The following is a 23,183-nucleotide window of genomic DNA, read 5'->3' as shown; positions in this document are numbered from 1 at the left end:
TTTTGATTTAAGGGGGCGGATTTGGCGGCTTCAGGCAAAGACGATGTGTTTACGCCATGGACGGATGCGGGAGCGACCCCGCTGATCCGGATTGATCAGGTGACCAAGCGCTTTGGCGACTTCACCGCGATCGACAATGTTTCACTGGACATCTATCCGCAGGAATTCTTCGCGCTTTTGGGCCCGTCGGGGTGTGGCAAGACCACTTTGATGCGGATGCTGGGAGGGTTCGAGACGCCTTCTTGCGGGGTGATTTCAATCGACGGGCAGGACATGTCGTCGGTGCCACCCAACAAGCGCGCGGTGAACATGATGTTCCAGTCCTATGCGCTGTTTCCGCATCTAAGCGTTTGGGACAACATTGCATTCGGGCTGCGACGTGACGGGCTGGACAAGGACCGGGTTGCTGCGCGGGTCGAAGAGATGCTGAAGCTGGTGCAGCTTTCACAGTTTGCCAAACGTAAACCGCATCAGATTTCAGGCGGTCAGCGCCAGCGGGTCGCTTTGGCGCGGTCTTTGGCGAAGGCTCCCAAGCTGTTGTTGCTGGACGAGCCGTTGGGGGCTTTGGACAAAAAGCTGCGGCAGGAAACGCAGTTCGAGCTGATGGACATTCAGGAGAAGACCGGAACGACCTTTGTGATTGTGACGCACGATCAGGAAGAGGCGATGACGGTCGCAAGCCGCGTTGCGGTGATGAACAACGGTCAGCTTATTCAGGTGGAAACGCCCGAGGTGATTTATGAACAGCCAAATTCGATTTATGTCGCTGATTTCATTGGCGATGTGAACCTGATCGAGGGGACGGTTTCGGCCTTGGGCGAGGGGGCTGAACTGGCTTGGGCCGAGGGGCGCACACCGCTGATCGGACAGCCGGGGGCTGCTTTGACCAAGGGGCAAGGCGCGACCTTTGCGATCCGGCCTGAGAAGATTGCGATCTCGGCGGACGAACCACAGGATCGTCGCAACCGGGTGCAGGGAAAAATTCTCGATATCGGGTATCTTGGCAACCTTTCAACCTATCACGTGGAGCTGCCGGAAGGGCCGGTGGTGAAATGCGAGATCGGCAACCGGTCCCGGATCGAGCGGCGTGATTTCACTTGGGAAGACGAAGTCTGGCTCAGTTGGAGCAACACCGCCGGGTTGGTGTTGGCGCGATGAAACGGCTTCTGATTGGTGTTCCTTTCGTTTGGCTTTTCGTGCTGTTTCTGGTGCCGTTCGGGATCGTTCTGAAGATCTCGCTTTCGGACATTGATCTAGCTATTCCACCCTATACGCCGACTTTGGAAGTCTCGGATGGATGGGCGGGGGTCGCTGCGTTTTTCAGCGCGCTTGATCTTGAGAACTATATTTTCCTGACCAGCGATGATCTCTATTGGAAGGCCTATCTGTCGTCCTTGCAGATTGCGTCGATCTCGACGTTTTTGACGCTTCTTGTTGGATTTCCAATTGCTTACGCAATGGCGCGCGCGGCGGAGGAATGGCGGCCTGCGCTGTTGATGCTGGTCATTCTGCCGTTCTGGACAAGCTTTCTGATCCGCGTTTATGCGTGGATTGGCATTCTTTCGACGGAAGGGTTTTTGAACCAGTTCCTTTTATGGACCGGCGTCATCTCGGAGCCGTTAACGATCCTTAACACCAACACGGCGGTCTATATCGGCATCGTTTATACCTATCTGCCTTTCATGATCCTGCCGATCTACGCGACGCTGGAAAAGATGGATGCGTCCCTATTGGAAGCAGCCGAGGATTTGGGCTGTTCTCGGATGCAAGCGTTTTGGCTGATCACACTGCCGCTGGCGCGGCCCGGCGTGGTGGCAGGGTGTTTCCTAGTGTTCATTCCAACGCTGGGCGAGTTCGTAATCCCATCGCTTTTGGGCGGTTCGGACACGCTGATGATCGGCAAAGTGTTGTGGGAGGAGTTCTTCAATAACCGTGACTGGCCGGTGGCAAGTGCCGTGGCGATCATCCTGCTGTTGATCCTGATCATCCCGATCATTTTGTTCCAGCGCAACCAGCAGATCAACAAGGAGGCACAACAATGAAGCGTCTGTCTGCCTTCAATGTTGTCTCGCTGACGCTTGGTTTCGCATTTCTTTACATCCCGATGCTGATCCTTGTGATCTACAGCTTCAACGAGTCCAAGCTGGTCACGGTCTGGGCCGGGTTTTCGACCAAGTGGTACGGAGAATTGCTGCAGAACGATGCGATGATCGATGCAGCATGGGTGACGATGAAGGTGGCGTTTTTCTCGTCCACACTGGCGACGGTTCTGGGCACGATGGCAGCGTATGTGTTGGTGCGGCGAGGGCGGTTTTACGGGCGCACAGTGTTTTCCGGCATGATCTATGCACCGCTGGTGATGCCCGAAGTGATCACCGGACTCTCGCTGCTTTTGTTGTTTATTGCCATCGGGATGGATCGCGGCGTGTTGACGATTGTATTGGCGCATACGACGTTTTCGATGTGCTATGTGTCGGTTGTTGTGTCGTCGCGGTTGATAAGTTTCGACGACTCGCTGGAAGAGGCCGCGCTGGACCTTGGGGCGTCGAAGTTTGAGGCCTTCCGCCTTGTGACGTTGCCAATTATTGCGCCTGCGGTGATTTCAGGCTGGTTGCTGGCGTTCACGTTGTCTCTGGATGATCTGGTGATTGCGTCCTTCGCAGCCGGACCATCGTCAACGACCTTGCCGATCAAGATTTTCTCATCCGTTCGATTGGGCGTCAGCCCCGAGATAAATGCGCTGTCGACGATCATTATCGCGATTGTGACTGTGGGTGTTTTGACCGCGTCGATCGTGTCCAAGCGGCAAATTACGCGGCGATTGCAAGAAGAGGCGCAGGCGGGCTGAGGCGCCTAAATTGGCGGGCCTGCCTGTTTTTATTGCATTTAAATTCCTGTTGGTGCAGCCTTCCGGGACGCGTTTCAGGTAAGCTAGTTAAAAGACGTTTTAGAGTAAGGCTGGGGAAGCAGTTGTTATGCTAGTGAATATGATTGATCTGCGCGAGCGGGAGTACCGCTGGTCGCGCGTGATGGCCGTTTTGGAAAGTGCAACAAAGAACAATGAAGCAGAACACGCGGATCAGGTGAAGCCCGGTTTAGGGATCGAGATTGATTACGCGGAACGCGTCGGGATTTCTGTGCGTGAAGCTGTGCTTTGGGCCGAAAAGACCGACGGGCCGCTGACGCTTTATCTTTATGATCACGAGGACGACAAGGCGGGCGAGGCCTGATCAGGGCTCGGTTGGCCTGTGCACGGTTGCAGGTCGGGTGAGGTCGTCGAGCATCGGGGAAATATCCTCGATGTGCTCTGCGATGACGTGCGTCACGCCGCCTTCGCGCTGCACGCGCCCCGTTACTTTCAGCGCGCGCCCCGAGATCACTGCGCGGCGGAAGCGCTCGTACATTTTGCGCCAGACAATCACATTGGAAATGCCGGTTTCGTCTTCCAGCGTGATGAAGATCACCCCCTTGGCGGTGCCGGGGCGTTGGCGCACCAAAACAAGGCCTGCCACCGCGACCCGTGCGCCACCCGGTGGCAGATCAAGTTGGTCGTGGGGCAGGCAGGCCGGTGGTCGGTGCCATGTGGGTGGGCCAGGATTTTCCATGAGAACAAAGATAGAACATTTAAGTGTTCGCGCAAGGCTTTGTGAGCAAGGCTCAAAAAGGGTGGAAAGGGACGCTTTGCAAGGCTAGGTAGTCGGCGACACACCTAAGAGGACGATCATGGCCAAGATTACTTACATCGAGCACGGCGGCAAAGAACACGTCGTTGACGTACCCAACGGGCTTACCGTCATGGAAGGCGCGCGCGATAACGGCATTCCGGGAATTGAAGCGGATTGCGGCGGTGCCTGTGCCTGCTCGACCTGCCACGTTTATATTCATGCGGACTGGGTTGAAAAGCTGCCTGCGAAGGACGCGATGGAAGAAGACATGCTTGATTTCGCGTTCGAGCCAAGCGCCGAACGCTCGCGTCTGACCTGTCAGTTGAAGGTCTCGGACGCGCTTGACGGGCTTGTCGTGCAAATGCCCGAGAAGCAGATCTGATGTGGCGCCTGGCCGCTCTGGTCGCAGTGCTTGCGGCACCAGTAATGGCCGAAGGTGTGCGCGAGGCGCGCTACGATGAGCCGACCACGCGCTATGCCCACGGCGTGTTGGGCGACGCAATCGAATGGGGCGCTTTGGTCATGGAGACAGAAGGTGGGCGCACCGTCCGTTTGGTTCTGCCACAAGAGCGCGTCTTTGAAGACACAGTACCGCGCCTGTTCGATGTGGACGGGGATGGCGAAAACGAAGTGATCGTTGTCGAAAGCCACCAAAAGGTCGGCGCCCGCTTGGCGATCTATGATCCGGACGGATTGGTTACTGCGAACGAATATATTGGCCGGCCGAACCGCTGGCTTGCGCCCATCGGTGTCGGGGCCGCGGATTTCGACGGGGACGGGCGTATCGAGCTGGTCTATGTCGACCGCCCGCACCTGGCCAAGACGGTCCGCGTGTTGCGGTTTCAGGATGGACAGCTGAAGTTCGTGGCAAGCTTTCCAGGAGTGACCAACCACCGGATTGGCGAAAGCGACATTGCCGGCGGCATCCGCGATTGTGGGCAGGGCCCTGAGATGATCGTCGCTTCAGTGAATTGGGAGCGCGTTCTGGCGCTTGGGTTTAAGGGGCTTCGGTTCTCGCTGGACGATCTTGCACCACACGAAGGCCGGGAGAGTTTCGCGCGCGCAATGGCCTGCGAGTGACGCGCCTTATGCGGCTTTGCTTCGGGCGGTGATCCTCGACGGTCATGGCAAGCTGGCGATGCGCGATATTGTGCAGCTTTGCGAAAAGGCCGGATTTGCTGGTGCGCGCCCCTATATCGCCCGCGGGGAACGCGGTGTTTTCTCAGATTTAGACGCAAGGACGGTGAAGGCGACTTTGGAAGCCGCATGCAGGCGTTCACGGGCGCTTTGGTGCCGGTCATGATCCGAAGGTCGGCGAGATCGAGGCGGCGTGGCGGGCCTGTCCGCTCTACGAGGCTTTCGGAAATCAGGCGGCGCTGATGTTTCTGGATGCCGCTCCACCACGCAATGCCTTGGACACTGTGACGGCACAACTTGCTTTGGGCGTGCGCGAGATAAGGGGCATTTCCAAAGCGGAATGGAACGCTTGCGGCTTAAGATCAAAACCGCCGCGCCGGGGACCACGCGCAATATGAATTTGATGAAACGGTTGGTGGCGATGGCGAAGGCCGCGTTGACTTAGCCCTGTGGCATCGCCAGCGAGATCGTGCGCCCGCCTTTTTGGTACTGCAATGCAGAGTCCGAAATACCGGCGATGATGCCGCCGTCTACTCTGTCCCCGACCTGCACTTTCACGTAACGACCTGACGGCAATCGCACCAGCGCACGGCGGTCCGAAGGACGCCCGAACACGCCTACAAGGTTGATGCGGTTCAGGCTGATGGCTTCTTCGACGGTGGCCTGACGCGCGACCGAAACATTGGACGGGATCGCAAGGCGCGGAGAGTTTTGCGGGCGTGTAGCTTCTTGTGCGGCGACCTCGTCGGCCAGAGCGGCTTCAATCGCGCCACTGGTGTCTGGTGTGAGGGTCGCAACCGTCCGGGCCTCGCGTTCGCGCTGCAACTGGATCAGACCGGAGGCGACGATGGCGTCGAAATCACGCGGCTTGCCGCGCGGTGAGGCGGAAGTTGCCACAGCAAGATCGCTTGGCGGATTGCCCGCGCGCACAACAAGCGCTTCGATCTGGGCCGATTGGGGACGCGTTCCGGGGCGGATTTCGCCAAGCTCGTCGCGCGTGCGGTCACCAAATTTCTGACGCTCGATTTCCGTCATAAACTCGCTGGGACGACGGCGCGGCGCGGTGTCTGGCAAGGCGGCCGCAAGTTCGGTTTGGATCAGTTCGACGGGGCCGAGTGCTTCTGGCGCGACTGTCTCGACGACTTCGGGTTCAGGCTCGGGTGGCTGTGTGACCAGTGGGGCTCCGATTTCTGCCGCCGTAACAGTCACGGGGCGCGTATTCGAAACCGTCGCTACCAGTGCGGCAAGCTGGGTTTCTTCCGCGATGACGTTCGGCTCTGTGGCTTCGGAGACCTGCGGTGTGGCTTCCTCGACGGGTGCCACATAGACTTCAGGCGCTTCCGTTTCGACAGTTGGCAGAAGGGCCGCACCTTCGTCCGCTGGAGCGATCAGGCTGGCGGCACCTTCGGAGCTGCTGATCGGCTCGAAGGCGGCAATTGTGCCAAGGCCGGGGCTGTCGAGAATTGTGATGCTGTCGGGCACGAAGGCCACGGGCATATAGTCTTCGATCGCGTCCAATGTGCCTGGGCGCGGTTCCAGCCATGCGATTGCGGGCCGGGGGTCGACTGTGATCGCTTGGAGGTCGGTTGGGGTGCCGAGGGGTGTTGCGGCGTTTGGCGCAGGGATTATGGCCCAGGCAAACGCAGGCGCGGTTTCCGGCAAGACAGGCGCGCTGGGCGTATCGGACACGTCGGCAATATCGGAAGGAAGCGGAGATGCCTCGGGTGTGGTGTCTTCCACTGGCGGCGGTGCGACTTCGGCAATTTGCACGTCCGCAGGCGTGGTCGCCTCGTTCGCCTCGGGCGACACAAGCGACGTTTCCGGGGTCGAGGGCAGTATCGTCCAGATGACAATCGCAATCACAATCGACAACACGGCGGCAATTGCGGCCAGTGCCGGGGTCGGCAGGGCGCGGTCGCGGTGGCGGATTTCGACCGATGGAGTGGCGGTCAGACTGGCCGCGCGGGCTGCGGCGGCCGACGCGCCGACGTTGGTGACAACACGCGGCTGGGACGTGGGACGCGGCAATGGCGTGCCCGGATTAAGCGGTGGCAATTCGGTTTCGGGCAGTTGCAGAACCGGCGTCGGGTCATCGACCTTCACCACCGGGCCATCGTCCACCGCAGTCACGTTTGGCGCGTCTTTCAGCATCAATGGCGGCACGGTTTTGCGCCCCGTAGAAAAAGCGGCGGCGGCGGGTTCATCGTCGCTAAATCCGTCTTCGGAGGCGATTGCCGCGCGCTCGACAAAGACCGGAGGGCGCGGGAAATCGTCCGGCGTTGCCAGCGAGGAAAACGCGCGGACGGTCAATCCACCCTTGGTCACAAAGGCTTCGGCTTCGTCCAGAGTCTGACGCGCAATTGCCGCGACGCGCGCGGTGCCGGGGGCCGTGGTGGCCCAGTCGATTTCAAGATCGGCAAGGTCATAGGGCGTGCGCCCTTCCATGGCGGCATTGATCTCTGCCACATCAGGTGTGTCGCTGGTTACCTTGACGTCGGTATAGAGAATTTGGTCGCGGGGCAGGAAGATATCAACAGATGCCGGCGTTTCAACTCGTGCCACAAGGTCGGCCAGGCGCGCCTCGATATCGTCGCCTTCCAGCTTTTGAACGACAAATTCCTGCCACTCGCCAGAGCGGTGGCGCAAGAGGCGTACCGCCTCCATTGAAAGATCAAAACCCCAACGCTCTGACATGTCGAAGAGATACCATGTGACCTGCCCGGCGTCACGATCCAGAATGATGATAATTGTCTTGTGCGAGAATTCGCCGACGAGGGTGTGAAACGGTGCAAATAGGGTGCAAACTGAGCCTGAATTTGAGTTTTGGAGCGGAGGTGCGTGATGCGGATTTTATGGATGGTTTTTGTGGCGTTAATTGCGGTGTCGCCGCAGGTGGCGCTGGCGGAAGACACTGAACGAGAAATCGTCGTCAGCGGTGAAGGCACGGTTTCGGCTGCGCCAGATATGGCGACAGTGTTTGTCGGTGTCTCGCGGCAGGCGCGGCGGGCCGGTGACGCATTGCAGGAGGCCTCGGAAGGGGCGGCGGCGGTATTGGCGCGCCTGGAATCGGAAGGCATTGCGCTGCGCGATATCCAGACCCGCAACATCGGGCTTTCGCCGCAATACGCACGCAGCAACGATGGCTCCCCGCCGCGTGTGACCGGCTATGTAGCGTCCAACGATCTGATGGTGCGGGTCCTCGACATTGACCGGCTTGGCACGGTTCTGGATGCAATTGTTGCCGACGGCGCGAACGCGATGAATGGGCTATATTTCGATATTCAGGAACGCGGTGATCTCGAGCAAATAGCGCGCGCGCAAGCGGTTGGCGTGGCGCGCGAAAAAGCTGAAGTGCTGGCCGAAGCAGCTGGTGTGACCCTTGGGGCGGTCCTTACGATTTCCGAAGGCGGGGCGGGTCCAGCCCCGTTTGCGGCTGACCGGGGCTTGATGATGGAAGCGCGGTCTGCGGTGCCGATCGCAGGCGGCGAAATTGACATCCGTGCGACCGTGACGATCGTCTTCGCAATTGCAGACTAAGGATAGGGATTAACGAAGATGAAGGCGGCAATATACAAATCGACGGGACCTGCGGCAGAGGTGTTGACCCTGTGCGACCTAGCTGATCCGACGCCCGGCGCGGGCGAGGTTTTGGTGCGGATAGCGGTATCTGCGGTGCATCCCTCGGACGTGAAGTCGCGGGGCGGTGCGCGAGGCCCATTGGCGTTCCCGTATATTGTGCCGCAAAGCGATGGCGCGGGGCGGATTGTGTCCGTGGGCGCGGATGTTGATCCCGCGCGGGTTGGGCGGCGTGTTTGGCTTTGGAATGCAGCGTGGAAGCGCGCGCATGGCACGGCGGGCGAGCTGGTGGCCTTGCCGTCCGAGCAGGCGGTGGATTTGCCAACAGGCGTTGATTTCGAGACCGGCGCGACTTTAGCCATCCCTGCGATTACGGCGCATCGGTGCTTGTTTTCTGACGGTCCGATTGAGGGGCAGGTGGTGCTCGTCACAGGGGGGGCCGGGACGGTCGGCAGTATGGCGATCCAGATGGCCAAGCGTTGTGGCGCGAAGGTGATCGCGACCGTCAGCAACTCGGAAAAAGCATTGCATGCCAAAGAGATGGGCGCGGATCACGTGGTGAACTACCGCGATGCAGATGCGGTGGATCAAATCAAGCAGGCGGCTGGCTCCGGTGGCGTGGATCGGATTGTCGAGGTAGAATTTGGCGGCAATTTAGACATCACGCAGGCCGTAATTGCCGAAGGCGGAACGGTTGCATCCTATGGCTCGATGGCGGTCCCCGAGCCGGTTTTGCCGTTCTATACGTTCATGTTCATGAATCTTAATTTGCGCACGGTGCTGGCCTATTCAATCCCGAATGCGGCGCGTGCGAAAGCCGTGGCGGACATTGCGGAATGGCTGGCGGATGGCACATTGAAGGGTGTCGTTGCGAAGACGTTCAATCTGGACGACATTGTCGCGGCGCATCAATCCGTCGAAGCTGGGACGCGCATCGGCGTGACTTTGGTGCGCATCGCGTCCGACGTCTAACGCAATCGCGCCGCGCGGGGGCTAAGGCCGAACGTCTCGCGGAATGCGCGCGAAAACGCAGCGCCGTTGTCATAGCCGGATCGTGTTGCAACCTCGGACAAAGACAGCGTCGTGTCCTCAACTAGATTGCGCGCTGCGTTAAGGCGGATGCGTTGGTAGACCTTGCGCGGCGGCGCGCCGAACGCCTGATTGAAGCGACGTTCCAGATCGCGTTGGCGGCATCCAGCGCGCTTCGAAATTTCGGCCAGCGGCAAGGGCATTTCAATATTCGCCTCCATTTCGGCCAAAGCGCGGCGAATGCGGCGATCCCCGCTGGGCGGCTCAAGGGGCCCGGATGTGGTGGCGTCGGGGGCGGAAAACAGGGCCGCTATACGCAGAGTCAGGGCGGTGCCGTGGCGGTGCGCGATCAGGTGCATCATCAATTCAAACGCCGTGACTGCGCCGCTGGCCGTCAGCCGATCGCCGTCATCGACCCAACGTTGCCGCACGATATCAACCTGGGGGAAAGCCTCAGAAAAAGCCTCGATCTCATCGTAGTGGATGGTGGCGCGCTTGGCCTCCAACAGGCCGGCCGTTGCCAAAAGCCACGCGCCTCCATCAAGCCCGATCATTTTGTCATAGCGGGTTGAGGCTGCGCGAAGTTGCCGCGATAGCGCGTCAGTGGCCAAAGCCCTGTAGCCATAGCTTGGCAAGACGATCAAAGCAGCGCCGCGGTCGGTCGGATCAAGCGCGCTGTCTGGCACGACAGTCATGCCGGCCGAGCTTTGTACCGCCGCGCCGTCGCGGGTGACGATTTTCCACGCATAAGCGGGTGTGCTGAGAAAGGTGTTGGCCGCGCGCAGGGGTTCAAGCGCATTGGCCAGCACCTGATTTGAAAAGCGGTCGAACAAAAGGAAAGTGAATTCAGCCGTCTCATCGTTTGGAATTGTCCATTCGCGCATAGTTATGACTAAAACAGCAAAGTCGTAGCCGTCAATCGGCATAGAGTTTCAAACAACAAAGGGAGGACAGACATGCCGCTTCAAATGAACCGCGAGGTCTTCATTACCTGTGCCGTAACCGGATCGGGTGCCACTCAGGATCGCAGCCCGCATGTGCCGCGCTCCCCAAAACAGATCGCCGACAGCGCGATTGCAGCCGCCAAAGCAGGTGCGGCAGTGGTGCATTGTCATGTGCGGGACCCCGAAACCGGCGCGCCGTCGCGCGATCCGAAAATGTTTCGCGAAGTGACGGATCGCATCCGCGAGGCCGACACGGATGTGGTGCTGAACCTGACGGCGGGCATGGGTGGCGACATCACATTCGGCTCGGTCGAGGCACCGCTGCCGGTGAATGCTTCCGGCACCGATATGGCGGGCGCTACCGAGCGCGTCGCGCATATCGCCGAATGTCGGCCCGAGATTTGCACGCTGGATTGTGGCACGATGAATTTTGCCGAAGCCGATTACGTGATGACCAACACGCCCGGCATGCTGCGGGCTATGGGCACGATGATGACCGAACTTGGCGTCAAACCCGAGATCGAAGCCTTCGACACGGGTCATCTGTGGTTTGCAAAGCAGTTGGTCGAAGAAGGCATTCTGTCCTCACCCGCCTTGGTGCAGCTTTGCATGGGCGTGCCTTGGGGCGCGCCGGATGATCTGAATACCTTCATGGCGATGGTGAACAATGTGCCGGTTGGATGGACCTATTCGGCGTTCGCGTTGGGCCGCAATCAAATGCCGTATGTCGCCGCCTCTGTCCTTGCGGGGGGACATGTTCGGGTGGGTCTTGAAGACAATCTAATGCTTGGACGCGGGCAGTTGGCGACGAATGCCGAACTGGTCGCGCGCGCGGTCGAGATTATCGAAAGCCTTGGCGCGCGGGTGATCGGGCCCGAAGATGTGCGCCGGAAGCTGGGCCTCACGAAGCAGGCGCAACGTCCATGAAGCGCGTGCTAATATACGGCGACAGCAACACCTTTGGCACCGGGCCGATGGCGGCCTTGAAGGATGATACGACCCTACCGCGCGGCGCACGCTGGGGCGATGTCCTGGGGGCCGACCTTGGGCTCGGCGTCGAGGTCGTAACCGAAGGTTTGCCGGGGCGCACAACTGTACACGATGATCCGGTCGAGGGGGCCTATCGCAACGGATTACGACCGCTTCGTGCGATCTTGGAGTCTCATAAGCCTCTAGATTTGCTGATAATTTGCCTAGGCACGAACGACGCGAAGAACCGCTTTGGCTTGAACGCCACCGACATCGCTTTAGGTGTTGCGCGTCTTGTGCGGGAAGCGAAGGCTCTGGACGTCACCGACAAGATTTTGGTGATCTGTCCGCCCGCCGTCCAAGAACGCGGTGATCTTGCCGCGATTTTTGAAGGGGCCGAGGCACGCAGCAAAGCTCTGCCAGAAGCGATGGAGCGCTTTGCTGGTGAAAATGGCGCTTCGTATTTTGACGCCGGGCAGGTGATCTCGGTCGATCCGATCGACGGCGTCCACTGGAACGCCACGTCCCACACGAAGCTTGGGCACGCCATCGCGCCTGTGATCCGCGCGTTGCTTGGATGAGCCGCCGCGTCGTCATCACAGGCGGTGCCGCAGGGATCGGCGCGCGGATTGCCGAACGTTTTGCTGACCTCGGTGACCAGGTCGCGATTTGCGATGCTGATGCGCAAGCCGTTGCCGCCTTCGCTGACGCACATCCCACTATTCGCGCCCGTGTGGCGAATGTCACCGACGCCGAAGCGGTGGATGCGTTCCTCGGCGAGATTGAAACGGATTGGGGGGGCGCCGATGCGGTCTTTGCCAACGCAGGCACCGGCGGCCCCGCCGCGCGCATCGAAGATATCTCGCCCGAGGATTGGCGCGCCTGCCTTGCCGTTAACCTTGATGGCGCGTTCCTGACCTGCCGCTGGGCTGCGCGGGTGATGCGGGCGCAAAGGTCCGGGCTTATTGTGTTGACCTCGTCCACTTCGGGCCAGTGGGGCCACCCGCATCGCTCGCCTTACGCGACCGCGAAATGGGGCATTCTGGGCCTGATGAAAACGCTTGCGATGGAACTTGGCCCCGCAGGCGTGCGCGTCAACGCGATCTGTCCCGGCGCGGTCGAAGGCGAGCGGATGGAGCGGATGCTGGCCAACCAATCGCGCGCCAGTGGACGCAACGCCGACACCATCCGCGCGGCCTATGCGGACGGCACCAGCCTGCGCACTTGGGTTACGGCGGATGACATCGCAGAAGCGGGCGTCTGGCTGGCCTCGCACGGAGCCTCCAAAGTCACCGGGCAAGCCCTGACAATCGACGGACATACGGAGACGAATAGCGCATGAAAACAGCAGCGATTATCGGAGGCGGCGTGATCGGCGGCGGATGGGCCGCGCGGTTCTTGCTGAACGGCTGGGACGTGTCGGTGTTTGACCCCGACCCGGAAGCAGAACGTAAAATTGCCGAGGTACTGGCGCAGGCACGCTGGGCGTTGCCGATGCTGTATGACCGCGCGCTGCCCGCCGAGGGACAGCTGATCTTCGCGGCCACGCTGGAAGAAGCGGTAACCGGCGCGGACTACATTCAGGAAAGCGTGCCGGAGCGGATTGATCTGAAACACCAGGTCTATGCCCAGATTGCGGCAGCAAATTCGGATGCGCCGCTTGGCTCGTCGACCAGCGGCTTTAAGCCTTCCGAGTTGCGCGATGGCATGCCAACGGGGGGGCGCATCTTTGTCGCGCACCCGTTTAATCCGGTCTATCTCTTGCCGCTAATCGAGGTCGTTCCGGGCGATGGCGCGAATGAAGACGTCGTGGCGCGCGCGCGGAATATTCTAAGCAGCGTGGGGCTTTACCCACTTGAAATTAAAAAGGAAATCGACGCCCACATTGCCGACCGTTTCCTTGAAGCGGTCTGGCGCGAGGCACTTTGGCTGGTAAAAGACGGCATTGCGACGACAGAGGAAATCGATAACGCAATCCGCTATGGCTTTGGTCTGCGCTGGGCGCAGATGGGCCTGTTCGAAACCTACCGTATCGCGGGCGGCGAGGGCGGCATGGCGCATTTCATCGCCCAGTTTGGTCCCTGTCTTGAATGGCCCTGGACCAAACTGATGGACGTGCCGGAACTGACTGACGAGTTAATCCAGAAGATCGGCGATCAATCGGATGCGCAGTCGGGGCATCTGTCTATCCGCGAATTGGAACGCCTGCGCGACACCAATTTGATCGCAATAATGCGGGCCCTGAAAGCGCGCGGAAACGCGGCAGGGGCGCTGATTGCGGACCACGAAGAGACCCTACCGCGCCCGGATACAAGCGCGGTGCCAATGATCACGATCCGCCGCGTGATCCCAATTGATTGGACTGATTACAACGGCCACATGAACGAAAGCCGCTATGGTCAGGTCTACTCGGATGCGGCCGACGAGACGATGGTCGCGTTCGGCGCAGACGCCGACTATGTGGCGGCCGGCCTTAGCTATTTTACGGTTGAAAACACGATCAAATACCTAGTGGAAGCTCATGCGGGCGACGCCTGCCATGTCACTACGCGCATCCTTTTGGCCGAGGGCAAAAAGCTGAAGCTTTTCCACGAAATGCGCCGCGATGCGGATGGCGAGGTGTATTCAACTTGTACGCAGTTCCTGCTGCACGTCAGTCTTGTGACTCGCAAGACCTGTCCGCCGCGCTCCGACGTGGCCGAGAAACTTGCCAACCTTGCCGCAACTCATGCAGAGGGCGCATCATGAACTTTGGTCTGAGTGACGAACAAACGATGATCGTCGAGACTGTGCGCAGCTTCGTTGAACGCGAGATTTATCCCCATGAAGACACGGTTGAAAAATCCGGCGAGGTGCCCGTCGATCTTGCCCGGCAGATCAAACAAAAGACGCTTGATCTTGGCTTTTACGCCTGCAACTTTCCCGAGGACGTGGGCGGCGCCGGGTTGTCTCATGTCGACTTTGCATTGGTCGAGCGCGAGTTGGGCCGCGGTTCAATGGCGCTGACGCATTTTTTTGGACGCCCACAAAATATCCTGATGGCCTGCGAAGGCGAGCAGCGGGAACGCTATCTGCTTCCTGCCGTGCGCGGCGAACGAATGGACGCACTGGCCATGACGGAACCGGGGGCGGGCTCGGATGTGCGCGGCATGTCGTGTTCGGCGCGCCGGGACGGCGGGGACTGGGTGCTGAACGGCACGAAACATTTCATATCGGGTGCCGACCACGCGGATTTCGTGATCGTGTTTGCCGCAACGGGCGAGGATCAGACGCCACGTGGGCCGAAAAAGCGGATCACGACGTTCCTTGTAGATCGCGGCATGCCGGGGTTTACGATCCGCAATGGATATGCGTCGGTCAGTCACCGCGGCTACAAAAATATGGTCCTCGATTTCGACAATTGTCGTCTGCCGGATGCACAGGTTCTGGGCGAAGTCGATGGAGGCTTTGCGGTGATGAACGAGTGGCTTTATGCCACGCGTATCACGGTTGCGACAATGGCCGTGGGCCGCGCGCGACGGGTCTTTGATATGGGATTGAACTACGCCGCCGAACGCAAACAGTTTGGGCAACAAATCGGAAAGTTTCAGGGAGTTAGCTTTCAACTGGCTGATATGGTGACAGAAATTGATGCAGCGGACTGGCTGACCTTGGCGTCTGCCTGGCGGCTTGATCAGGGGTTGCCTGCCAATCGCGAGATCGCCAGCGCCAAACTTTACGCCTCTGAAATGCTGGCGCGGGTCACGGATGCGACGCTTCAGATTTACGGCGGCATGGGGCTGATGGATGATCTACCCATTGCACGATTCTGGCGCGATGCCCGCGTCGAGCGTATCTGGGACGGCACCTCAGAAATACAGCGCCACATCATCGGGCGTGAGCTTCTGCGGCCTCTGGGGGGGTGAAGATCTTGGGCCTCCGGCGGGAGTATTTTTGCCAAGAAGAAAGACCAGACGGTCATGCGTGATCTGAAACGTCTTCTTCATCCGGAATCCATCGCGGTTTTTGGCGGGGCGTGGGCGGAAAACGTTGTTCGGCAATGCGACACATCCGGGTTTCAGGGCGCAATATGGCCGGTGCATCCGACGCGGGAGACGATTGCGGGGCGGCGGTGTTTTCGCTCGGTGGCGGAATTGCCAGGCTCCCCAGATGCGGCGTTCATCGGCGTGAACCGCCATGCTACGCTGGAAGTTATTGACGCGCTGAAACGGGCGGGTTGTGGCGGTGCAATCTGTTTCGCGTCCGGGTTTGCCGAGACGGGCGACCATGATCTGCAAGCGGATTTTGTATCCCGCGCGGGCGATATGCCGGTGCTGGGGCCGAACTGCTACGGCGTGATCAATAGCCTTGATGGGGCGACGATCTGGCCGGATCAACAGGGCTGTCGTCCGGTGGCGCGTGGGGTGGCGATCCTGACGCAGTCGTCCAATATCGGAATGACTCTGACGATGCAGCAGCGTGGTCTTCCAATCGCTTATCTCGCCTGCCTTGGAAACGCTGCGCAGACCGATTTGGCCGATTTGGCCGAGGCGATGTTGGCGGATGACCGGGTCACCGCGCTAGGCGTCTATATGGAGGGCGTTGGCGATGCGCGCGCTTTCGCGCGTGTGGTGGTGCAAGCGCGCGCCTCTGGCAAAGGGGTCGTCGTTTTGAAAGCCGGGCGCAGCGCGAAGGGGCAATCGGTGGCGATGACCCACACTGCCTCGCTTGCGGGCGGAGGCGTGGCGTCGTCGGCTTACCTAAAACAGATCGGAGCGGGCGAGGTGCGCACGCTTCCTGAGCTGATTGAAACGTTGAAAATATGCCATGCCAATGGACCGCTTACCGCGCAGACGTTTCTTTCCGTCTCGTGCTCGGGCGGTGAGGCCGGGCTGGTTGCCGACGCCGCCGCGGCGACGAGTTTGGATTTTGCACCCGTTCCGGATGCGCAATCCGCGCGCTTGTCTGAATTGCTGGGGCCCTTGGTCACCATCTCGAATCCTTTGGATTATCATACGTTTATCTGGGGGAACGTGCCCTTGATGGCGGATGTTTTCACCACTGCAGCGAGTGGATTTGATGCGACGCTATTTGTGATTGATCAGCCGCATCCAGGCCGCTGTAATGTGTCCAGTTTCGAGCCTGCCTTCGAGGCCATGATCGCGGCGAGGGCGCAATCGGGTAGGCCGGTCTTTGCGGTAGCGACATTGCCCGACACCATCGACGAGGCGCTTTCGGACAGGCTTTTGCAGGGGGGTGTGACCCCGCTTTTGGGAATCAACGACGCGCTGGCTGCCGTGGAAGCCGCGCGAACCCCTCCGGGCACGGACGGTTGGGCGCCGTGGCGCGCGCGCGCTTCGGAGATTGGGGAGATGCTTGACGAAGCGGCAGCCAAGGCGCTTTTGGCGGCGGCGGGAATTACGGTGCCGCGCGGTGTGACCTCACCGGTGCTTGCGGGGGTCGATCCTGGCGATTTGTCGCCGCCGTTTGCGCTTAAGGGTCTTGGGTTTGCCCATAAATCCGAAGCCGCAGCCGTACGTCTGAACATCGACACACTGAAAGATTTTTCGCCAATTCACGGCGCATCGGGCTATTTACTTGAGGAAATGGTGACCGGCGCGGTCGCCGAGGTCCTTATCGGTGCGGTGCGTGATCCGGTTTACGGGGCCACCCTGACGCTTGGGGTCGGCGGGGTGCAGGCCGAACTACTGGCAGACACTGTCACGTTGATTGCGCCGGTGACGGGCGTTGAGATCGAGGCGGCATTGACACGCCTGCAGCTTTGGCCGCTGCTTGATGGCTATCGCGGGATGCCAAAAGCAGACGTCGCCGCGATCGTTGACGCTGCGCTGTCGGTGCAGGCGATGATGGCGCAGGACGGCAGCCTGATCGACATTGAGATCAACCCGCTTATGGTACGTGAAAACGGCGCTGTTGCCGCTGATGCGCTGATCCGAAAGGACTTATAATGACCGAGACTGCGATCCGCACAAGACGCGAAGGCACCATCCTTGAGGTGACGCTTGACCGGCCCAAGGCCAATGCAATTGACCTGCACACCAGTCGCGCAATGGGCGAAGTATTTCGCGATTTTCGCGATGATCCGACCCTGAGCGTGGCAATATTGCGCGCGGCGGGGGACAAGTTCTTTTGCGCCGGGTGGGATCTAAAGGCCGCAGCCGACGGCGATGCGGTCGACGGGGACTACGGCGTTGGTGGCTTTGGCGGGCTTCAGGAATTGCCGGATATGAACAAGCCGGTGATTTGTGCCGTAAACGGCATTTGCTGCGGTGGTGGATTCGAGTTGGCACTATCGTGCGATCTGATTGTGGCCTCAAGTACGGCAAGCTTTGCGTTGCCGGAAATCCGCTCTGGCACGGTGGCGGATGCGGCCTCGATCAAATTGCCCAAGCGCATTCCCTATCACGTTGCGATGGATTTGCTTTTGACTGGGCGATGGATGGACGCCGAAGAAGCCTCCCGCCTTGGATTGCTGCGCGAAGTGGTGGCGCCCGAGGAGCTGGATGATGCGATCTGGGACCTTGCTCGGCTGATCGCTTCGGGTCCGCCGCTTGTTTATGCTGCGATCAAAGAGGTTGTGCGCGATGCCGAGGATTCTAAGTTTCAGGATGCTTTAAGCCGTATAACATCGCGTCAGCTACCCACGGTAGATCGGCTATATGCGTCTGAAGACCAACTTGAGGGCGCGCGTGCCTTTGCGGAAAAACGTGACCCGGTCTGGAAGGGACGGTAGGGGGGGGCCTGCCCGCCGCGCTTAGCGCCTCCCCCGAGGTATTTATTGAAGGATGAAGGTGTAGATCATGCCCCGGATTGAAGCGATAATCTTCGACAAGGACGGCACATTGTTCGACTTTGCGGCCAGCTGGGGCGGCTGGGCAGTGACTGTTCTGGATCATATAGCAACGATCGCGCCGGATGCGGTGGGCGATGTTGCCACGGCCATTGGATTTGATCCCGTCGCGCGCGTTTTTCATCCAGACAGCGTCGTCATTGCCGGCTCAGCAGCGGACGTCGCAGTGGCGGCGGCGGCATACCTGCCCGCTGGGTTTGACCTGATTTCGGTGATGGACCGCTATGCCGTGGAAATGACGCCAGTGCCTGTTCCGGGCTTGTTTGAAGCCTTGTCCGCTTTGGGAGTGGGGCGGGTTTTGGGGCTTGTCACAAACGATTCAGAAGCACCGGCGCGGGCGCATCTGGAAGCACATGCAATTACGCATCACTTTGATTTCATTTCCGGATATGACAGCGGGTTCGGGTCAAAGCCAGAGCCGGGACAGCTGCTTGAATTTTGTGCTGCGACCGGAATGCGCGCGGGCGCAACTGCCATGGTTGGCGATAGCAGGCACGATCTGCAAGCCGGCCGCGCGGCGGGTATGACGACGATTGGTGTCCTGACGGGGCTTGCGGAGGCAGAGGCACTTACAGATCTAGCGGATGTTGTGCTGCCTGACATCGGGCATATCGCAGGCTGGCTGTCGGCGTCTTAGGGGCGGATTTCCAAAAACGACAGATTGTGTCGCGGACGCGTCGGCGATCCGACTGGGATTTTCCAAAGATGGTCTCAACCCAAGGAGATCATCATGGCCGACGTCACCGAGCGTAAACGCAGATCCGGAGGCCGGGCCGGAAACACGCGTCGCACGTCCAGCGATGTTATCCAACAGGCCCCCTGGATCATTCCTGTGAACACAGATCGCCCGACCGAACCCTTGAACGAAGAAGGCGTCGAGGCAATACACAACGGCGCGATGCGCATTCTTGAAGAGATCGGGATCGACTTTCTGAACGAAGAGGCCTTGGACCTATTCAAGGAAATCGGTGTTAAGGTTAACGGCTCGAACGTACGAATGGATCGGGAATGGGTGATGGAGATGGTGGCGAAAGCCCCGTCCGAGTTTACGATCACGCCGCGTAATCTGGACCGTCAGATCACCATCGGCGGGCGCAACATGGTGTTCGGAAATGTCTCGTCGCCGCCGAATTATTTCGATCTTGAGACGGGGAAAGTTCCAGGGACCCGCAAGCAGTGTCAAGATTTGCTAAAACTTACGCAATATTTCAACTGCATCCATTTTGCCGGTGGATACCCGGTTGAACCGGTCGATATTCACGCAAGAGACCGTCATCTGGACGTGGTTTACGATAAATTGACGCTGACCGACAAAGTCATGCATGCCTATTCGCTTGGTAAAGAGCGGGTCGAAGATGTCATCGAAATGGTTAAGATTGGGGGCGGTCTTTCGGAGGAAGAATTCCAGTCGCGCCCGCACATGTATACGAATATCAACTCGACTTCACCGCTCAAGCATGACCAACCGATGATCGATGGGTGTTTGCGTATGGTGCGGCGTGGGCAGGCGGTAATTGTCACGCCGTTTACGCTTGCGGGTGCGATGGCGCCGGTCACAATGGCCGGAGCAGTTGCCCAGTCGATCGCCGAGGCAATGGCGGCTATTGCATTGTTCCAATGGGTAAAGCCAGGCTGCCCCTGTGTCTTGGGAACCTTCACATCGAACGTCGATATGAAGACAGGCGCGCCTGCGTTCGGAACGCCCGAATACATACGCGCCACGCAGATGACGGGCCAGATGGCGCGTTTTTACGGGCTGCCGCTTAGGTCTTCAGGATCGTGCGCGGCGAACGTACCAGACGGGCAGGCGATGTGGGAAACGACCGCCTCGCTTTGGGCTGCGGTTCAATCCGGGACCAATGCCGTTTACCATGCAGCGGGATGGCTTGAGGGCGGGCTGATCGCAAGTCCCGAGAAGTTCGTGATGGATTGCGAGGTTTTAGGCCAACTCATCCGCTATTTTGATCCGGCGATCACAGCGACAACACCCGACGACATCGCGGTGGAAGCTATCCGTGAAGTTGGCGGCGAAGGGCATTTCTTTGGAATCCAGCACACCCAGGACCGCTACGAGACGGCCTTTCATCAACCTTTCTTAAGCGATTGGCGCAATTATGAAGGATGGGAAATTGCCGGTGGCATCTGGACAGCGGAGCGTGCGCATCACCTTTTCAAAGATATCGTAAACAGCTTTGAAGCCCCTCCTATGGACGTCGCCGTGCAGGATGAGCTGGCGGATTTTGTCGCTAGACGAAAGTCAGAAGGCGGTGCGCCGACCGATTTCTAAGGCGCAGTCCAGCGACAGGATGTTTCGACCGCGTGCAGGAAAGACTGCGCAGATGACCTTGCGGACATCAGCAGAAAACGGTCCGCTTCTAGTCGTATGATGAGGGCGCCTAAATGTTCCATCATCGTGCGCGCTGCGGCTCCGTTTGGGAAGGTCTGCGAATCAAGATCGAGGGGGCAGATGCGCTCCAAAGCGGCGGTCGCTCCGGCCCCGGACAGCTCAATGATGGCCCATGCGTCGGTCTGCATGGTCGTGTAGGCGACGTCGGTGAGTTCCGCCTGGACCGAGGTCTCGGACAAGCCGCCGTCTGGGGTGAACGCCAGCATCATTTGGTCCGCCGCCAACGGAATGGCACGCATCGCGCCAGCGTTCAAAGAGGCGGTCGCGCCCGGCATGGAAAGCCCCCACACATCTTTGATTTTTGCGGCAAGCGCTTCATATCCTGCATGCGGCGTTGCCACCGAAATCAACGCAATGTCAGTGCGTTCTGTCAAAACGCAGCTTGCGAAGGTAAGGTTAACGTCACCCAAAGCGGGCGCCGCTGTCAGAGGGATGTCAGCCACGTTGACGGTCTCCTTCGGGGTCGATGTGATGCGGCGAGCAGACCTCGACCATGACGTCCTGTCCACGGATCGGACTGAAGGCGCGCAGTCGTTCACCATGTCGGTCGCGCCCGCGTTTGAGGAAGCCCAAACCAATTGAATGGCCAAGCTCTGGTGAGTAAGCAACTGAGGTCATCCAGCCCTGATCGTGGGCCATATCTTCGGGGTCGCCTTCCACAAAAAAGTGCGCCCCGGCAGTCAGGAACACGTCTCGGTCAATCGGGCGAAGACCAACAAGTTGCAGGCCATCTTCGCGCACCTGTTCGGGACGGTCGAGAAGAGCGGCGCCGATGAAATCTTTCTTGCGTGAGACCATATTTCCCAGCCCGATCATCCGCGCATCGGTCTGCCCGTTCAACTCGTTGCCCGCAACATGGCCCTTTTCGATCCGCATCACACCAAGCGCTTCGGTGCCGTAGGGCGTCAGATCAAGCTCTTCGCCAGCCGCCATCATAGCGCGGATCATTGCATCGCCGTATCGGGCAGGGACCGCGATTTCATAGGCCAATTCGCCGGAAAATGAGATCCTGAACAAGCGCGCGGGTGTGCCACCAAACACGGTGCATGTCGTGCAGGCCATGAAGGGGAATGCCTCGTTTGAAAGGTCCAGATCGTCGACAACTTTTTGCATCAGCGCGCGTGATTTTGGTCCCGCAACCGAGAATTGCGCCCAGGCGTCGGTCGTTGAGATCAGATGAACGTCAAGGTCAGGCCAAAGGCATTGGCGCGCAAATTCAAGGTTGCGGAGCACCAGAACCGCGTTGGCCGTTGTCGTGGTCATAACGAAGTGCGTCTCGGACAATCGCGCGGTGGTTCCGTCATCGTAAACGGTGCCGTCTTCGCGCAACATTAGCCCATAACGGACCTTGCCAATAGGCAACTTCAAGAAGGCGTTTGCGTAGATTTTATTGATGAATTCAGCTGCATCGTGGCCCTGAATGTCGATCTTGCCAAGCGTCGTGACATCGCAAATACCGACACCGTTGCGGGTTGCCTTCACCTCGCGGTCAACACTGTCGCGCCAACTTTTTTCACCGGGACGCGCATACCATTCGGCGCGCTTCCACATGCCGGCTTCCACAAAACTCGCGCCGTTCTCATTGGCCCAATTGTGGCTTGGCGTACGACGTGTGGGGCGAAAATTCTTGCCACGCGCGCGGCCTGCGAAGGCGCCGATGGCCACTGGACTATAGGGTGGGCGGAAGATCGTCGTGCCGGTTTCGGGGATGGTTTTGCCGGACGCATCCGCCATCAGGGCAAGCCCCAGCATGTTCGAGGTTTTGCCCTGTTCGGTGGCCATTCCAAGTGTCGTGTAGCGCTTCAGATGTTCGACCGAACGGAAGCCTTCTCGGTAGGATTGTGTAATGTCCTTAGTGGTCACATCGTTCTGCAGATCGACCCACGCGCGGTGTTTACTTTCCTTAACGTGCCAGATTGGCGCCGTTGCGAAGATCTCGTCGCTGGCTCTTGGAGCGGTGCCGAGCGACCCAGACTTTCCCAGATCGGTCGCAACGCGTGTGGCCACTTCGTGTCCTTCGGCAAGGGTGGCGGCCAGCGTCATCGTGCCTGCCGCAGCCCCGGCCACGACCATTCCGGGGGGCAATTCGCCGCCCGGCACAAACGCTGCGATGTCATCGCGCCATTCAGGGCGGCCCCGGTGATGGCTGCTGAGGTGGACGTTGGGCGACCAGCCACCCGAGACGGCCAGACAGTCGGCCTCGACGTGACGACCGCGGTTCAGGAAGATGGTGTTCAAGCCTTTGCGTCCATTGGTGTTAACCACCACGTCGCCCTCGCGCGCGTCGATAATCCGTGTCACGTCTATGCCCTTGGCGCGCAAATCTTCCGCGGTCTTCAATCCGTCGTCGTTGTTGGTAAACACCGCGATCTTACGGCCCGGAGCGACGCCGAAACGGTTCACATAAGTCCGCACAGAGCCCGCAAGCATGATGCCGGGGCGGTCGTTATTGCCGAACGCCATCGACCGCTCGGTCGCGCCGGCGGCCAGAATAGCGCGCTTGGAATAGATGCGCCAAAGCACCTGCCGGGGTTTGTCACCGCTGTCGGGAAGATGGTCGGTCATCCGCTCCAATGCGCCGAAGATGCCATGATCGTAGGCGCCGT

General features: G+C 59.5%; 23 protein-coding genes. 18 read left to right on the top strand and 5 right to left on the bottom strand.

What is annotated here, in order from left to right; genetic code table 11:
* Positions 1–21: 21 nt before the first annotated feature.
* The 4 genes from AC221Y_RS06940 to AC221Y_RS06925 all read left to right on the top strand — a co-directional run bounded on the left by AC221Y_RS06940 (position 22) and on the right by AC221Y_RS06925 (position 3,230).
* Positions 22–1,158: an ABC transporter ATP-binding protein gene (locus AC221Y_RS06940; RefSeq protein ID WP_299755115.1), complete on the top strand. Its 1,137-nt coding sequence runs from the start codon at positions 22–24 to the stop codon at positions 1,156–1,158.
* The gene (locus AC221Y_RS06935; protein WP_299755112.1) at positions 1,155–2,042 is read left to right on the top strand and encodes an ABC transporter permease subunit; all 888 of its coding nucleotides are present in this window, start codon (positions 1,155–1,157) and stop codon (positions 2,040–2,042) included. The genes AC221Y_RS06940 and AC221Y_RS06935 overlap by 4 nt, the downstream gene beginning before the upstream one ends.
* Positions 2,039–2,848, top strand: a complete 810-nt coding sequence (locus AC221Y_RS06930) for an ABC transporter permease subunit (protein WP_299755110.1) — start codon at positions 2,039–2,041, stop codon at positions 2,846–2,848. Before AC221Y_RS06935 ends, AC221Y_RS06930 begins: the two co-directional genes overlap by 4 nt.
* A 127-nt stretch (positions 2,849–2,975) precedes the next feature.
* Entirely contained in the window at positions 2,976–3,230 is a 255-nt protein-coding gene (locus AC221Y_RS06925; RefSeq protein ID WP_299755108.1) for a hypothetical protein, read from the top strand.
* Here the strand turns inward: AC221Y_RS06925 and AC221Y_RS06920 are convergent, their stop codons facing one another.
* The gene (locus tag AC221Y_RS06920) at positions 3,231–3,605 is read right to left on the bottom strand and encodes an OB-fold nucleic acid binding domain-containing protein (RefSeq protein WP_299755106.1); all 375 of its coding nucleotides are present in this window, start codon (positions 3,603–3,605) and stop codon (positions 3,231–3,233) included.
* Between the two features lie 118 nt (positions 3,606–3,723).
* Between AC221Y_RS06920 and AC221Y_RS06915 the strand changes: the two genes are divergently transcribed.
* From AC221Y_RS06915 to AC221Y_RS06905, 3 genes are read left to right on the top strand one after another with little or no spacing between them, the layout of a single operon-like run.
* Positions 3,724–4,047, top strand: coding sequence for a 2Fe-2S iron-sulfur cluster-binding protein (locus AC221Y_RS06915; protein ID WP_299755104.1), 324 nt, complete (start codon positions 3,724–3,726; stop codon positions 4,045–4,047).
* Positions 4,047–4,745, top strand: a complete 699-nt coding sequence (locus AC221Y_RS06910; protein ID WP_486707048.1) for an FG-GAP repeat domain-containing protein — start codon at positions 4,047–4,049, stop codon at positions 4,743–4,745. The genes AC221Y_RS06915 and AC221Y_RS06910 overlap by 1 nt, the downstream gene beginning before the upstream one ends.
* Positions 4,657–4,968 (top strand): DUF1697 domain-containing protein, encoded by a 312-nt coding sequence (locus tag AC221Y_RS06905; RefSeq protein WP_366141734.1) that lies wholly within the window; start codon positions 4,657–4,659, stop codon positions 4,966–4,968. Before AC221Y_RS06910 ends, AC221Y_RS06905 begins: the two co-directional genes overlap by 89 nt.
* A 275-nt stretch (positions 4,969–5,243) precedes the next feature.
* Here AC221Y_RS06905 and AC221Y_RS06900 read toward each other — a convergent pair whose 3' ends face one another.
* On the bottom strand, positions 5,244–7,496 hold the full coding sequence (locus AC221Y_RS06900; protein ID WP_299755100.1) for a hypothetical protein: 2,253 nt from the start codon (positions 7,494–7,496) through the stop codon (positions 5,244–5,246).
* Positions 7,497–7,643: 147 nt separating this feature from the next.
* On the opposite strand from AC221Y_RS06900, the gene AC221Y_RS06895 reads away from it, so the two are divergent.
* Positions 7,644–8,339 (top strand): SIMPL domain-containing protein, encoded by a 696-nt coding sequence (locus AC221Y_RS06895; RefSeq protein ID WP_299755098.1) that lies wholly within the window; start codon positions 7,644–7,646, stop codon positions 8,337–8,339.
* Between the two features lie 18 nt (positions 8,340–8,357).
* The gene (locus AC221Y_RS06890) at positions 8,358–9,350 is read left to right on the top strand and encodes an NADPH:quinone reductase (protein ID WP_486707047.1); all 993 of its coding nucleotides are present in this window, start codon (positions 8,358–8,360) and stop codon (positions 9,348–9,350) included.
* Here AC221Y_RS06890 and AC221Y_RS06885 read toward each other — a convergent pair.
* Entirely contained in the window at positions 9,347–10,333 is a 987-nt protein-coding gene (locus tag AC221Y_RS06885) for a GlxA family transcriptional regulator (RefSeq protein ID WP_299755094.1), read from the bottom strand. The two genes, AC221Y_RS06890 and AC221Y_RS06885, sit on opposite strands and share 4 nt — an antisense overlap.
* Positions 10,334–10,363: 30 nt before the next feature.
* Between AC221Y_RS06885 and bcoG the strand changes: the two genes are divergently transcribed.
* The 9 genes from bcoG to AC221Y_RS06840 all read left to right on the top strand — a co-directional run bounded on the left by bcoG (position 10,364) and on the right by AC221Y_RS06840 (position 20,457).
* Positions 10,364–11,278 carry a 3-dehydrocarnitine:acetyl-CoA trimethylamine transferase BcoG gene (gene bcoG, locus AC221Y_RS06880; RefSeq protein ID WP_486707046.1) on the top strand — a complete coding sequence of 305 codons (915 nt, stop codon included), beginning with the start codon at positions 10,364–10,366 and terminating at the stop codon, positions 11,276–11,278.
* Positions 11,275–11,901: an SGNH/GDSL hydrolase family protein gene (locus AC221Y_RS06875; RefSeq protein WP_299753474.1), complete on the top strand. Its 627-nt coding sequence runs from the start codon at positions 11,275–11,277 to the stop codon at positions 11,899–11,901. Before bcoG ends, AC221Y_RS06875 begins: the two co-directional genes overlap by 4 nt.
* Positions 11,898–12,662 (top strand): SDR family oxidoreductase, encoded by a 765-nt coding sequence (locus tag AC221Y_RS06870; RefSeq protein ID WP_486707045.1) that lies wholly within the window; start codon positions 11,898–11,900, stop codon positions 12,660–12,662. The genes AC221Y_RS06875 and AC221Y_RS06870 overlap by 4 nt, the downstream gene beginning before the upstream one ends.
* Positions 12,659–14,068, top strand: coding sequence for a carnitine 3-dehydrogenase (locus tag AC221Y_RS06865; protein ID WP_299753470.1), 1,410 nt, complete (start codon positions 12,659–12,661; stop codon positions 14,066–14,068). The genes AC221Y_RS06870 and AC221Y_RS06865 overlap by 4 nt, the downstream gene beginning before the upstream one ends.
* A complete protein-coding gene (locus tag AC221Y_RS06860; protein ID WP_486707044.1) occupies positions 14,065–15,225 on the top strand; it encodes an acyl-CoA dehydrogenase family protein in 1,161 nt (386 codons plus the stop codon). Before AC221Y_RS06865 ends, AC221Y_RS06860 begins: the two co-directional genes overlap by 4 nt.
* Positions 15,226–15,279: 54 nt before the next feature.
* On the top strand, positions 15,280–17,268 hold the full coding sequence (locus AC221Y_RS06855; protein WP_486707043.1) for an acetate--CoA ligase family protein: 1,989 nt from the start codon (positions 15,280–15,282) through the stop codon (positions 17,266–17,268).
* A complete protein-coding gene (locus AC221Y_RS06850) occupies positions 17,268–18,053 on the top strand; it encodes a carnitinyl-CoA dehydratase (RefSeq protein WP_299758466.1) in 786 nt (261 codons plus the stop codon). Before AC221Y_RS06855 ends, AC221Y_RS06850 begins: the two co-directional genes overlap by 1 nt.
* 67 nt (positions 18,054–18,120) lie before the next feature.
* On the top strand, positions 18,121–18,807 hold the full coding sequence (locus AC221Y_RS06845) for an HAD family hydrolase (protein ID WP_299758464.1): 687 nt from the start codon (positions 18,121–18,123) through the stop codon (positions 18,805–18,807).
* A gap of 93 nt (positions 18,808–18,900) precedes the next feature.
* The gene (locus AC221Y_RS06840; RefSeq protein WP_299758462.1) at positions 18,901–20,457 is read left to right on the top strand and encodes a trimethylamine methyltransferase family protein; all 1,557 of its coding nucleotides are present in this window, start codon (positions 18,901–18,903) and stop codon (positions 20,455–20,457) included.
* Here AC221Y_RS06840 and AC221Y_RS06835 read toward each other — a convergent pair.
* Positions 20,454–21,020 (bottom strand): sarcosine oxidase subunit gamma, encoded by a 567-nt coding sequence (locus AC221Y_RS06835; protein ID WP_299758461.1) that lies wholly within the window; start codon positions 21,018–21,020, stop codon positions 20,454–20,456. The two genes, AC221Y_RS06840 and AC221Y_RS06835, sit on opposite strands and share 4 nt — an antisense overlap.
* On the bottom strand, positions 21,013–23,183 hold a 2,171-nt coding region (locus AC221Y_RS06830), incomplete at its 5' end, for a glycine cleavage T C-terminal barrel domain-containing protein (RefSeq protein WP_486707042.1). The genes AC221Y_RS06830 and AC221Y_RS06835, both read right to left, overlap by 8 nt.

It is taken from the genome of Boseongicola sp., assembly GCF_057460485.1.
Note: the sequence above shows the minus strand (reverse complement) of the source record. Positions and strands in the feature narration are given on the sequence as shown.